The sequence below is a fragment of the Paenibacillus sp. SER-28 genome, from assembly GCF_052906305.1.
Genome location: NZ_JBRECM010000001.1, coordinates 1,106,671 through 1,119,623, shown reverse-complemented (window position 1 = coordinate 1,119,623; position 12,953 = coordinate 1,106,671). Strand labels below are relative to the sequence as shown.

The window sequence follows — 12,953 nt, the reverse complement described above, 5'->3', positions numbered from 1 at the left end:
CGTACCGCCTCATCTGCCCAGATTCAGCAATATCCGGCTCCATTTTGTTATCGGACATTGGTGCACACTCGTTAAGTTATTTTACTTCTTCTGGCGTAAAACCGTATCCTTAGCCGACCGTACCGCAGCTCCAAGACTTCCTTTAAAATGACCCAAAGCCCAATCATGTCCAGCTTGATTAAAGCTCGCCACAGCGTCCTTGTATACGGTAATAGCAAAACCTTTGTTATAAGCATCTACAGCCGTATGCAGTACACATATATCTGTACACACACCAATCAGATGAACTTCCAGAATGCCACGTTCACGCAGCTTGAGCTCCAGATCTGTGCCCGCAAAAGCACTGTACCGTGTTTTATCCAACCAGTAGATAAGATCACTTTGTTGCTCATAGAGGCTACGAAGCTTGCCATACAAATGTCGTCCGTTGGTTCCACGTATATTATGTGGAGGAAACAGCTTGCTCTCCGGGTGATAAAGGTCGTTCTCCTCATGCAAATCCACAGCCATGACAATAAAGTCCCCTTGATCCACGTATGCCTGCGTAATTGCTGCGATCCGTTCATCCAACTCAATCGCAGGTTGTCCTACAGGCAAACTACCGTCCACAAAATCTTTCGTGTAATCAATAACAATTAGTGCCTGCATCGTACGGTCAGCTCCTTATCCTCAAAGTGAAATTGTACATTCTATGCGTAACCTATTACATTAGACGTTACGTGTAGATAGATAAACGCGGTACTCTGTCACTAAAACGGTACAACTGTGCAGGTCTTTGTGAATACTGGTTGGAACTGAGCGGTTTGCCGTTCTCATCACGCACCTCTTCCAGTATTCCCTGCCTGCTACGAGTCGATGTTATTTTGCGAATAAAGTTTGGCTCTTCGAAATCCGGTACGACACTCTGAATCACCTGATATAATTCACCCAGTGTAAAATGTAGCGGTAAAAACTGCTTGGCGATCGTCGTCTGAAGCATCTGTAACTGAATTTTGCGATAAGCATCTACTATGATATCCCGGTGATCGAATGCCAGCTCCAATTCCTCCAACGCTTCGCGGATCGTGAATAACCCGACCTCGGAAGCATCATCGGCCGCCTGACGCTGTTCCAACATCCATTCTTCTACCAGCGCAAAAAATGCATGTGATATAATCCACCCGCGCGGATCACGTCCCGGTCCACTATATACACCCAAATACTCCAGATGCCCGCCGTCCACACCCGTTTCCTCTAACAGCTCCCTCTTGGCAGCTCCATACATAGATTCATCTTCCTGACAAAACCCTCCAGGCAACGCCCAGCGTCCTGCAAACGGCCAACTGCGGCGCTTGATGAGCATCACTTTCAGCTCTCGAATAGGCAATGTCTTTGTTACCGTCTTGCGCTCCCGCTTCGTTAAGGTAAACATAACGATATCCGCTGGAGCTCCATCCGGGGTACGGTATTTCTTAATGTTGTACGACGCCTTTTGCGCCTCTTCGTTTATACGATTGCTATCCATTGGCATCACCATATTATATCGTTTTGATAAATTCATTATGACATAATAAAAATTTTTGTCAAGTGTCAGGCCTTGCCTGAATCACTTGCTTGTGTACGTAATACTCGGAAGGTTGCTGTAGATGTAGAACCGAGTGTGCCTTCACTATCTCTTACTTCCGCCTCAGTGGTTATAGTGCGACCTCCTTGATGAAGAATTCGCGCCCTAACCTCCAGTCGTCCTTGCCTCATGGGTGACAAGAAATGAACATTCAGGTTCGTCGTTACACATGGATCCATATTTCGTGAAGCCATACTGACCATCCCCATCGCCTGATCCATCAATGAAGTAAGTACACCCCCATGGACAATACCCATCACATTGGTATGCTCTTGTTTGGCCTCCAAAGCGATCTGTACCTCGTTTGCATCAGCTGCAATCAGTTCACACCCTAAATACTCCCAAAAAGTATTATTTTCTCCCTCTAGCATCTTACCCAACTTATCCATTCCCTTGCTTCCATCCCTTCGATGTTGTCCCATTTCTCTTGATGTCTTATAGACACATACGATAGTAAATTGCTTTCGAAAAAAAGGCGTGGAAGCTACGCCTCCACACCATAGATTTCATTCTAATCACTGCAATTCGACGAAGAAGTGCTTTTCCCCTCTTCTACGCTCACCTTCTCAGCAACGGTATCACGGATCGCCATGATCACCATTTGCAGTAGCTCATTAATTTCCACCTGACTCTGCTGAAACTCCGTGACAATTGGAATACCGTCAAGCTCTTCCTGTAGCTCCTGTAGCTCGGCCTCTATTTTGGCAATCATTTTTTGATTCTTCAAGGATTCAAATGCTACAATTTCCTTTTGCTTCTTTTTCATCGTTGCAATCAGTTGCTGGATGCGCGCATGATCCTGAATCTTTTCTTCTGCTTTCCGGAATACCTGCACTTCCTCACTGCTACTCAAAATACCTGCCAATTCTTTGGCTTTTGCCAATATCATTTCGCGATTGACCAAATGATCATGCTGGCGCGCCGCCGATTGAAGTTCTGTTTGTTGCAACCGCTCCTCTGTCATTGCCCATCGCTCCTTTTCTCACTTAGACGGCCTTGCACACAGCCCTTTACTCAGACCGCATGCAACCCGTTAGAAATTCTTTTATCCGTTAACCGCTACGGCCGTTTCAACCAGATCACCTTTGATGTAAAAGGTCATAGGTTCCGTAATTTTCACTTGAACAAAGGAACCAATCAGGTCCTTAGAACCCTCAAAATGTACAAGCTTATTGGAACGGGTCCGACCGGCAAGCACTTTGCTGTCATTTTTGCTCTCGCCTTCCACCAGCACTTCAACCACTTCGCCACGCAATCGACTATTAAAGCGAAGGCTGTTTTGGTTCACAGCAATGTTCAGACGCCGGAGACGCTCTTTTTTGACCGACATAGGCACATTATCTTCCATCGAAGCAGCTGGCGTACCTTCACGTGGTGAATAAATAAATGTGTAGGCAAAATCATATCCTACCTCGCGCACCAGAGATAGAGTATCTTCAAACTGCTCGTCTGTTTCGCCAGGGAAACCTACGATGATATCTGTTGTCAGAGAAACATGCGGAACAGCTGCTTTTATCTTCGCGGCCAGTTCCAGAACACGCTCACGGGTATATTTTCGGTTCATTTTCTTCAATATATCCGTATTACCGGATTGAACAGGCAGATGGATATGCTCCACCAAATTGCCACCCTTACCAAGCACTTCAACCAAATGGTCATCAAAATCACGTGGATGTGATGTCGTAAAACGTACACGCGGGATATTGATTTTGCGCATATCATCCATCAGATCCCCGAATCTGTAATTCAAATCTTTCAAATCCTTGCCATAAGCGTTAACATTCTGCCCCAGTAAGGTAATTTCTTTAAAGCCTTGACGTGCCAAATCCCGTACCTCAGCGATTACATCCTCTGGACGACGGCTTCTTTCCTTACCACGTGTAAAGGGAACAATGCAATAGGTGCAAAATTTATCACAACCGTACATAATGTTCACCCAAGCCCGCATACCCTCACGCTTCTTCGGCAAGTTTTCGATAATGTCGCCTTCCTTAGACCACACTTCGACCACCATTTCTTTGCTAAAGAGTGCTTCCTTGACGAGCTGAGGCAGACGATGAATATTATGGGTACCAAAAATCATATCGACAAAACCGTGTTTTTGCATAATCCGGTTAACGACATTCTCTTCTTGTGACATGCAGCCACACACGCCAAGCAGCAGTCCTGGCTTTTCTGTTTTGAGATGCTTGAGGTGACCCAGCTCGCCAAACACTTTATCCTCCGCATTTTCACGGATAGCACAAGTGTTCAGTAAAATGATGTCTGCTTCCTTCCGATCCTCAGTTGCCTGGTAACCCATTTGCTCCAGCAAGCCCTTTATGGTTTCGGAATCATGCTCGTTCATTTGGCAACCAAATGTGTATACGATATAATGCTTTCCCTCACCGATATGCTTGAGCTCATCCGGGACTGCGTTATCATACAATACTTGTACGTCCTCTTTACCGCGTTGCTTTTCTTTTCTATGGTTCGGCTCCGCCATAATGTTGATTTCACGTCCGCGAATGCGGATCTTTTTGCTATGCTCATCTTCAGAAATAATCTTCGCATCCGAGAAATCAAAATATTTGGAGTAATCTTTTGTTTTCTTTTCCATTCCTTAGTCACTCCTTACACCATCTATTTCACGAGCTAATTTGTAATTTTACTGTATTTTTAGGCATGGGTAAATTTATCTTAAGTTCTAAAAAACCTTTAAAAAAGGCATTACACTAAATTATAGCATGATTTATAGGCCATCGCCATAGATCAGCCGCAGATACCATGAAGTCAATGTGAACTCATGTTCTTTTTTTACATAAGTGAAGTATTTATGAATTATATAGTATGTAAAAAGCCCGATTCTTTTGCAAGAATCGGACTCTTTAAGCCTTCCGGCATTTAAATACGTGTATATTAGTCTACGATTTCAGCGTTGTCACCGTTTTTCACACCGGCTCCGTTCGCTTCATCTGTATCAATGTGCATATCCAAAGCAAAAGAATCGGACACACGTGCAAGAACATTTTCAAATACAAGGCCACGTTCGCCGCCGACACGTACTTTCAGCAACTGCTTGTCCTTAATGTCCCATTTAGCTGCATCAGATGTATGGAAATGAATATGGCGGGCTGCTACAATCACGCCTTCTTGCAGTTCCACTTCACCAGCTGGTCCTTTTACCGTGATTCCTGGTGTACCATCAATGCTACCAGATTCGCGTACAGGTGCTTTTACACCAATAGCAAAGGAATCAGTGCGAGAGATTTCCAATTGGGAAGCGGGACGAGCAGGTCCCAAAATACGAACCTTATCAAATTGGCCCTTAGAACCAATTACAGCTACCGTTTCATTTGCGGCAAATTGTCCTGGTTGGGACAAAGGTTTAAATTCAGTTAATTGATAGCCTGCTCCGAACAAAATTTCAATATGCTCTTGAGTCAGGTGAATATGACGGGCGGAAACGCCGACAGGTACGATTTTACTCATCGTGTGGTCACTCCTTTTTCTCTATACAATACTTTACACATCCATGCTATTATACTCCTATTTTGCCAAGAAAGAAAAGGAGAGCGCATAAAGTTCCCTTTTTCGCCCCAATCAGCGTTAAATATCCTCCCTATAAAGTCGGATCAAACCGTCGTTTTAGCGAACAGGAGAAAGAAAAGCATGATTTCAGCTACGATGAGATGAGGGGGAACGACAATAAATATATTAAGGATAAACAGGACACAGAGTATTCCAGTCAAGAAAAAAACGACTCTGAGACGAGGTTTAAGATGACTTAATCTGTACTGATGAAATACCAGCAAAGCCGACAAAAAGTAAATAAAAACAGAAGCAAAGGTAAAGCAAAGCACAAAGATATAGTCTACTTGTCCCAAAAACAAGAGCTGAATCGAAGCAGCTAGCATGCTAAGGGAAAGATAAATAAACAAATGACCATAAATAATAGTCTGGCCTGCTGATTGTTTTGATTTATCTACGCGCTTCTCCATATTCTCAAAATATTGCCACCAGATTGCGATGACTAATACAAAAGCCAAAGCAGCAAATACAACAGAAGAAACCGTAAAATGATCAGATTGTAAAACAGAAAGCATACTTATCACAGATTCGCCAAGCAGAATTAAGGTGAACTGTGCAAAGCGTTCTAAAAGATGCTCCGTATGGATTGGTGTGATCACCAACTTTTTACGGCCAATCAAAGGAACGAGGATATCAATAGCTATACCGGTATATAAAATCAAATATCGAACCCAAGAATCAAAGAAGAGGGAGAAACTAGAGATGACTATTCCAATCCAAAAATAGGTACCAAAAAAACGAGCTGTTTCCTGTTTATGAGCCGTTTCTTTGGATGCCGAAAGTAAATATTGAACGACAGTTAAACCTCTTAACCCAATATAGCCAACAAAAAAAGATACATAATACGCATCAAAATCTATATTAAGGCTGGCGGTCATGATCAACACGAAAAACAATTGCAGGATCATAAAAATTCGATGCGTTATACTGTCTTGCCCAAAACGATTGTTGTAGACCGTTTGCCCCACCCAAGCCCACCATATTGGGATAAAAATCATAATAAACTTTTCCATATGTTCCCACGAAATACTACCATGCTCAACATGTAGTAAAACATGAGTGGCCTTAGAGACAGCAGCTACGAACAATAAGTCATAAAAGAGCTCAAGCCAAGTAACCTTCTTTATTAACATTGTGTAATGGAGCCCCCTCTGATATGGCGGTGCAGCATGGTGTCCCGTCAGTCTTGCTCCAACGTCTGCCGTATTTATGCTTATTTTAGCACCATGAAATTCTAAGTTGCTCCAATTATTTCGTAATCCTTCTCACTTTGTCAAGGTATTCGCAGCCAATAATAACTCCTAGTAAATAGCTATTTAAGAAGACATTTTGGAAGGCAAATTCGTTTGCAGATATTCCAGCGCATGTCCTCCCAGCCATCCCTTGACTAGCTCCTCAGGGTAATGCTTCAGCAGCAGTTCTGCAAAAACCGGATATTTACCCGAGTGCTCCAGCCCTTGCACATGGTGCTCGATACCGTCAAAATCAGACCCAAACATCAAATGCCTTCCCCCGCCTAATGAACAAATATGCTCAATGTGCGGTAGCAGATCCTCAGCGGTTACCGTACCCTGCTCTTTGAGAAACATCGTGACGAAGGTCAAACCAATCCGTCCGTTACGAGCGATCAGTGCACGAATCTGTTCATCCCGTAGATTACGAGGATGAGCACATCTCGCAAAGGCATTCGAATGCGAGGCGATGGGTGGTAGAGCAGCCTCCTCCAACACCTCCCAGAAGCCCTGTACGGACAAATGCGACACATCTAGCAGCAGTCCCAGGTCATTACAGCGATTGACCAAATCACGCCCCTTGCTAGTCAGCCCGCCTCCTCTATGTTCCATAATGCCGTCAGCCGCCCAGTTCGCATAATTCCATGTCAGCCCAATCAATCGTATTCCCATGGCATAGCACAATTCTGCATAAAACGGGTTCCCTTCCAGCGCATCTACCCCCTCCAGTGAGAGCAAAGCCCAAGGTGCCCATGTATGATCCGTCCCATTACCATCCACATACGTTATCTTTTCCGTGCGTTTCTCTTCTCCTACCTGCTTTACTTGCTCCTCCTGATGCACTGCAGACGTATTTTTACACATTGCCAAGTCTTCCTTCCACAGCAATGGTCTCAACCCACCTGAGATAGAGGTAACATGCTGCCTGAACAGCTCAATTTGACGAACCACATGCTCAAATCTTGGCATGCCCAATACCTGTGAAATATATATAGCAAACGTTTGCAACCGCACGTTACCTTCTAGCAAACGTTCTTTTGTGACATCAAGCGATGGATGACTGAAATCGATCTGCGCATCGAGCTGCATTTTACATAACACATCACAATGAAAGTCAACAACAGGCCAATTCACTTTTAGCTTATCATTCATGCATCTTACCTCCATTTATAGATTGAAGCACTACAAATTTATTTTAAAAAATCATAGTAACAGACTCACAATGCAAAAAAGCCCGTTTACAAATCGTAAACAGGCTCAGGCAACTTACATTTATTATCTTGGTTCTACAATCAATTTGATCGCAGTCCGATCTTCTCCATCAATAACAATGTCTGTAAAAGCAGGAATACAAATCAAATCCACTCCGCTTGGTGCGACAAATCCCCGGGCAATGGCTACCGCTTTAATGGCTTGGTTTAGTGCACCCGCTCCAATCGCCTGTAATTCTGCATTTCCGCGTTCACGCAGTACTCCTGCGAGTGCTCCTGCAACTGAATTGGGATTGGATTTTGCTGATACTTTTAATACATCCATAGTAAGTACCTCCCCTGGGAATGATGATGGTTTGATTCCACTATTAGATGTTATTCGAGGGTCAGCAAATAATTCCTGCTTTTTGGTGACAGTTTTCCTTATTCTTTCCTTAAGTAGCTCACAAAAAAGTTAATCCATCCGCCATTCATCTTCTTTAAGTCTGATTTTCTGAATTTTGCGGGCTTTTCCATCACTGTCATTCAGTTCTACGCTGATGGCATGAAAGTGCCATTTGCCCATGTCCACTTGAAAACGTACCGGAAGCTGGGTCTGGAATTTCTGTAACACAGCCTCTTTCTGCATCCCAAGCACTCCCTCATAAGGACCTACCATTCCCGCATCTGTCTGATACGCAGTTCCTTGTGGCAAAATCGTATCGTCGTTACTCTGTACATGTGTGTGCGTACCTACCACGATTGAAGCACGTCCATCCAAATGCCAACCCATAGCGATTTTTTCCGAGGTTGCTTCGGCGTGAAAATCAACTAGGATATGCTTATGTTTTTTCCGTAGTTCATCGACAATTTCATCTGCTGCACGGAATGGATCGTCAATAGCTGGCAAAAAGGTTCTACCTTGCAGATTAACAATAGCCAGCTCCTTACCTCCACCCTTTACAACGGTATAACCCCGGCCCGGTGTTCCTGGTGGAAAGTTAGCCGGGCGGATGATCCGTGGCTCATCATCTATAAAATCAAATATTTCCTTATTGTCCCAAGTATGATTTCCCATCGTAATCCCATGAACGCCCCAATCAAAAAATTCTCTGGCGATGGCTGGGGTAATTCCTCTTCCCGAAGCTGCATTTTCTCCGTTCACGATAATAACATGCGGGTTGTATTTTGATTTTAGCGAAGGGAGATTCTCCCTCAATGCCTTTCTGCCTACACTGCCGACGATGTCTCCAATAAATAATACGTTGATAGAAAGCCCTCCCTAGTCTGCCTTACATAATGAAAAGTGGCCCTACAAGCAGCGGCCACTTTTCATTGAAATGCTTTTATTTTGCGTATTCTACCGCACGGGTCTCGCGTATGACGGTAACCTTGATATGTCCCGGATAGTCCAGTTCATTCTCAATCGTTTTCGTAATATCGCGGGCCAGTCGGAATGCTTCCGCATCATCAATTTTCTCTGGCTGTACCATGACACGAACTTCGCGTCCGGCTTGAATCGCGTATGATTTTTCAACGCCTTCAAAAGATTCGGAGATGCGTTCCAGCTTCTCAAGACGACGGATGTACGTCTCTAGCGTTTCACGCCGCGCTCCCGGTCTTGCTGCTGACAGGGCATCTGCCGCCCCAACCAGCATGGCGATCACTGAAGTCGCTTCGCAGTCGCCGTGATGTGAAGCAATGCTGTTGATGACGACCGGGTGTTCCTTGTACTTCTTCGCCAGTTCCACGCCAATTTCAACGTGCGATCCTTCCACTTCGTGATCCAGCGCCTTCCCGATGTCATGCAGCAATCCTGCCCGTCTTGCCAGTACAACGTCTTCGCCCAGTTCCCCGGCCATCAGACCTGTCAAGTATGCAACTTCCATCGAGTGCTTCAATACGTTCTGTCCGTAACTCGTACGGAACTTGAGACGTCCCAAGATCTTGATCAAATCCGGATGCAAGCTATGCACGCCCACCTCAAAGGTGGCCTGCTCACCATACTCACGGATTCGTTCGTCCACCTCTTTACGGGATTTTTCCACCATCTCTTCAATACGAGCCGGATGTATCCGTCCGTCCGCTACGAGCTTTTCAAGCGCAGTACGCGCAATCTCTCTACGAATCGGATCAAATCCGGACAAAATAACAGCTTCCGGCGTATCATCAATAATGAGGTCGATTCCTGTAAGGGTTTCAAGTGCACGGATATTACGGCCTTCGCGCCCGATAATCCGGCCTTTCATTTCTTCGTTCGGCAATGTGACAACAGAAACCGTCGTTTCTGCTACATGATCTGCCGCACAGCGTTGGATGGCCAGTGTGATGATTTCACGAGACTTTTTGTCCGCTTCTTCTTTGGCCTGCTGTTCAATTTCTTTAATCATCTGAGCTGTTTCATGACGAACTTCCTGCTCTACGTTGGTCAGAATAATACTTCTTGCATCCTCCATCGTCAGATTGGAAATACGTTCCAACTCAGTTACCTGACTCTTGTAAATCAAATCAATTTGCTGCTGGGTTTCATCGATTCGTTTCTCTTTGTTGGCCACTTGTTCTTCTTTGCGTTCCAGCGATTCCAATTTTTTATCCAGCGATTCTTCTTTTTGCAGCAATCTTCGTTCCTGTCGTTGAATTTCATTGCGACGTTCACGAGTTTCTTTTTCAGCTTCGGCACGAATGCGGTGGATTTCATCTTTCGCTTCCAATACCGTTTCCTTCTTCAGCGCTTCTGCCTCTTTTTTCGCGTTCTCCACGATTTGCGCGGCAGCTTCTTCCGCACTGGAGATCTTAGCTTCTGCAATAGATTTGCGAATAAAATAACCAATCCCGAACCCAAAGAATAACGCGGCTACAGCAACGAGAACGAACCAGATCGCAGTCATCATACTGTTCACCTCCCCGTTGGTTCCTCCAAGGCATTCCTTGGGACTTTTTGCAATTGTCACATTTACTTTGATCGTCAAACTAAGACAACGACACAAGGTCGTTTCATTTCATATGCACATGCTTTCACATGTACAATTCCGCCTGGCATAGCGGCATCACTTGTTATTTGGCGATGAGAACTCACCCGTGGATTCCGCTTTTTTGGAAGGAAAAAGGGCGTTCCACAAGTATCGTTTCATATATATTTTATTATTTGACAAATGGCATTGTCAAGGGAATGCAAACATTAGTAGACTACCATGCAGCTTTCCCTGTAATAACTAGCTCATCCTATCCGTTCATACTAGCCAAAGGTTCAGCAGCCGTTTGGCAACTATTCCTCCCACTGCAACAATTCCTCGTCATCTGAAGCAACGTCATGCTCGGCCGCAGTGAGATGATTGACCACTCGGCGTGTCATATCCCCCGAATATCCGCGTCTCATGAGAAAAGGGTAGGTTTTCCTTTTTTTCTCCATTATATCACCACGTATCTGATTCCATTTCTTACGTCCGACCGTCAAAGCGCTCTCCCACTCCTCATTATCGGTGATCTCACCTAACGCTTCGCCAATAGAGGCTTTAGAGATGCCCTTCTGACGAAGTTCTTGCCTAACCCACATCTTACCCTTACGTTGGCTAGTTATGCGCTGCCTTGCCCATTGGCGGGCGTATAAATCATCATCTACGAGTTGTTCCCTTTGCAGTCGAACCATTACTTCGTCAATAACAGACTGATCCAGTTCTTTTTGTAACAAACGTTGGGCAATTTCCTGACGTGTGCGAGGCTTTCGCCCCAAATAGCGAAGCGCAAGTACATAAGCCTGTTGCTTTTCATCTGCCAGAACGATATCTTTCAGTTCTTTTTTATCAAATGACGTTCCTTTGAACATATTGTACTTGATCATTACATCTTCTAATACAGACAGCGAATACGGACCAAAATGAATGATATACCTTCCACGTTTGCGTCCCTGTCCCTGCTCTACCCTAGTAATCATCAATTCCTCATGATCCGGAAAAAGAGAAATCCCTTGTTGCTTATTTGCTTCCGAAGTGTATTCATCTTCATCGTCCAACTGCAATATATTTCCCTCACTTTGAAATTCACGAAAGCAGCCTTTGAACACCTGCTACGCAAAGTTAGATTCCGCTGACAAAGCAGATTTTAGTTGATGCAAAAATGCCCTGCACAACTGTGCAGGGCATCAGAATCATGCTATTCAAACGGACGGTGCCATAACCCTGGCCCCAGTTCACAAACCAGGATTCACCAAGCTTTATTCAAGCTCCAACAATTCCTGTTCTTCCTTCGCTTGCTGTGCCAACTCTTCTTCTGTAGGCGGAGCAACCGTCGTAATCAAATTGCTGGCCACCCGAATTTTTTGTTCGATCGTACTAGCAATATTCGGATTTTCCTTCAAAAATTGTTTAGCATTCTCACGTCCCTGACCAAGGCGCTCACCTTCGTAGGAATACCAGGCTCCGCTCTTGTCGACAATGTCATGCTCCGTACCGATATCGATCAAGCTACCTTCTTTGGAAATACCCTCACCGTACATAATATCCACCTCAGCCTGACGGAAAGGAGGGGCAACTTTGTTCTTCACGACTTTAATACGTGTGCGGTTACCCACAATGTCGTTACCCATTTTCAAACTTTCAATACGACGAACATCCAAACGTACCGTAGAGTAAAACTTCAAGGCACGTCCACCTGGTGTTGTTTCAGGGTTACCGAACATAACACCTACTTTTTCACGTAGCTGGTTAATAAAAATAGCAATGGTTTTCGACTTATTAATAGCTCCAGAAAGCTTACGCAATGCCTGAGACATCAAACGTGCTTGAAGACCAACGTGGGAATCTCCCATTTCGCCTTCAATCTCTGCCTTGGGCACAAGTGCCGCTACGGAGTCAACAACTACAATGTCTACTGCTCCACTACGTACAAGGGCTTCGGCAATCTCAAGCGCCTGCTCTCCTGTATCTGGTTGCGATAGTAACAACTCATCAATATTGACACCCAGCTTGCTTGCATACGACGGATCAAGCGCATGCTCGGCGTCGATAAAGGCGGCTTGTCCGCCTGTTTTTTGCACCTCTGCGATAGCGTGAAGAGCTACTGTCGTTTTACCGGATGATTCCGGTCCGTATATTTCAATAACCCGGCCTCTTGGAAAGCCGCCCGTTCCTAACGCAATATCCAAAGCAATCGAACCACTGGGGATCGTTTCCACTTGCATATGGGTAGACTCACCCAACTTCATAATGGAACCTTTACCAAATTGCTTTTCTATTTGACGGAGCGCCATATCCAGCGCAGCACGACGATCTGACAATAAACTCACATCCTTCATTGTTTGTACTTTAATAATACCTTGTTTTGACACGCTTGCCAAGCATTTTTTCGAACATACATTCGTTT

At 44.7% G+C, this 12,953-nt stretch carries 13 protein-coding genes; all 13 read right to left on the bottom strand.

Translation table 11 applies throughout. The features are described 5' to 3' along the window. Positions 1-81 precede the first annotated feature (81 nt). Positions 82-648: a cysteine hydrolase family protein gene (locus ACUYLD_RS05365; RefSeq protein WP_250261582.1), complete on the bottom strand. Its 567-nt coding sequence runs from the start codon at positions 646-648 to the stop codon at positions 82-84. Positions 649-715: 67 nt separating this feature from the next. Continuing rightward, positions 716-1,504 (bottom strand): NUDIX domain-containing protein, encoded by a 789-nt coding sequence (locus ACUYLD_RS05360; protein ID WP_023988247.1) that lies wholly within the window; start codon positions 1,502-1,504, stop codon positions 716-718. A 65-nt stretch (positions 1,505-1,569) separates the two neighbouring features. Continuing rightward, entirely contained in the window at positions 1,570-1,992 is a 423-nt protein-coding gene (locus ACUYLD_RS05355; protein ID WP_023988246.1) for a PaaI family thioesterase, read from the bottom strand. Positions 1,993-2,114: 122 nt separating this feature from the next. Continuing rightward, the gene (locus ACUYLD_RS05350) at positions 2,115-2,567 is read right to left on the bottom strand and encodes a RicAFT regulatory complex protein RicA family protein (RefSeq protein ID WP_250261583.1); all 453 of its coding nucleotides are present in this window, start codon (positions 2,565-2,567) and stop codon (positions 2,115-2,117) included. Positions 2,568-2,648: 81 nt separating this feature from the next. After that, complete coding sequence (gene miaB, locus ACUYLD_RS05345) at positions 2,649-4,202, bottom strand: tRNA (N6-isopentenyl adenosine(37)-C2)-methylthiotransferase MiaB (protein WP_013309963.1); 1,554 nt, start codon at positions 4,200-4,202, stop codon at positions 2,649-2,651. 299 nt (positions 4,203-4,501) lie between these two features. After that, positions 4,502-5,074 carry a phosphate propanoyltransferase gene (gene pduL / locus ACUYLD_RS05340; RefSeq protein WP_013309962.1) on the bottom strand — a complete coding sequence of 191 codons (573 nt, stop codon included), beginning with the start codon at positions 5,072-5,074 and terminating at the stop codon, positions 4,502-4,504. A 143-nt stretch (positions 5,075-5,217) separates the two neighbouring features. Next, positions 5,218-6,306, bottom strand: coding sequence for a low temperature requirement protein A (locus tag ACUYLD_RS05335; protein WP_069291744.1), 1,089 nt, complete (start codon positions 6,304-6,306; stop codon positions 5,218-5,220). A 183-nt stretch (positions 6,307-6,489) separates the two neighbouring features. After that, a complete protein-coding gene (locus tag ACUYLD_RS05330; protein ID WP_446674541.1) occupies positions 6,490-7,557 on the bottom strand; it encodes a dipeptidase in 1,068 nt (355 codons plus the stop codon). 123 nt (positions 7,558-7,680) lie between these two features. Continuing rightward, entirely contained in the window at positions 7,681-7,941 is a 261-nt protein-coding gene (locus ACUYLD_RS05325) for a stage V sporulation protein S (RefSeq protein WP_007430104.1), read from the bottom strand. A gap of 129 nt (positions 7,942-8,070) precedes the next feature. After that, a complete protein-coding gene (locus ACUYLD_RS05320; RefSeq protein WP_336076990.1) occupies positions 8,071-8,865 on the bottom strand; it encodes a TIGR00282 family metallophosphoesterase in 795 nt (264 codons plus the stop codon). Positions 8,866-8,941: 76 nt separating this feature from the next. Beyond that, positions 8,942-10,486 carry a ribonuclease Y gene (gene rny / locus ACUYLD_RS05315; RefSeq protein ID WP_013309958.1) on the bottom strand — a complete coding sequence of 515 codons (1,545 nt, stop codon included), beginning with the start codon at positions 10,484-10,486 and terminating at the stop codon, positions 8,942-8,944. A gap of 374 nt (positions 10,487-10,860) precedes the next feature. Continuing rightward, on the bottom strand, positions 10,861-11,610 hold the full coding sequence (locus ACUYLD_RS05310) for a regulatory protein RecX (protein ID WP_446674540.1): 750 nt from the start codon (positions 11,608-11,610) through the stop codon (positions 10,861-10,863). 195 nt (positions 11,611-11,805) lie between these two features. After that, on the bottom strand, positions 11,806-12,867 hold the full coding sequence (gene recA / locus ACUYLD_RS05305) for a recombinase RecA (RefSeq protein ID WP_023988239.1): 1,062 nt from the start codon (positions 12,865-12,867) through the stop codon (positions 11,806-11,808). Positions 12,868-12,953 lie beyond the last annotated feature (86 nt).

Excerpts from the sequence above, each read along its gene's own strand:
- rny (WP_013309958.1), bottom strand. The coding sequence starts at position 10,486 with ATGATGACTGCGATCTGGTTCGTTCTCGTTGCTGTAGCCGCGTTATTC.
- ACUYLD_RS05335 (WP_069291744.1), bottom strand. The coding sequence starts at position 6,306 with ATGTTAATAAAGAAGGTTACTTGGCTTGAGCTCTTTTATGACTTATTG.
- ACUYLD_RS05325 (WP_007430104.1), bottom strand. The coding sequence starts at position 7,941 with ATGGATGTATTAAAAGTATCAGCAAAATCCAATCCCAATTCAGTTGCA.
- ACUYLD_RS05330 (WP_446674541.1), bottom strand. The coding sequence starts at position 7,557 with ATGAATGATAAGCTAAAAGTGAATTGGCCTGTTGTTGACTTTCATTGT.
- pduL (WP_013309962.1), bottom strand. The coding sequence starts at position 5,074 with ATGAGTAAAATCGTACCTGTCGGCGTTTCCGCCCGTCATATTCACCTG.
- miaB (WP_013309963.1), bottom strand. The coding sequence starts at position 4,202 with ATGGAAAAGAAAACAAAAGATTACTCCAAATATTTTGATTTCTCGGAT.
- ACUYLD_RS05365 (WP_250261582.1), bottom strand. The coding sequence starts at position 648 with ATGCAGGCACTAATTGTTATTGATTACACGAAAGATTTTGTGGACGGT.
- ACUYLD_RS05360 (WP_023988247.1), bottom strand. The coding sequence starts at position 1,504 with ATGGATAGCAATCGTATAAACGAAGAGGCGCAAAAGGCGTCGTACAAC.
- ACUYLD_RS05355 (WP_023988246.1), bottom strand. The coding sequence starts at position 1,992 with ATGGATAAGTTGGGTAAGATGCTAGAGGGAGAAAATAATACTTTTTGG.
- ACUYLD_RS05350 (WP_250261583.1), bottom strand. The coding sequence starts at position 2,567 with ATGACAGAGGAGCGGTTGCAACAAACAGAACTTCAATCGGCGGCGCGC.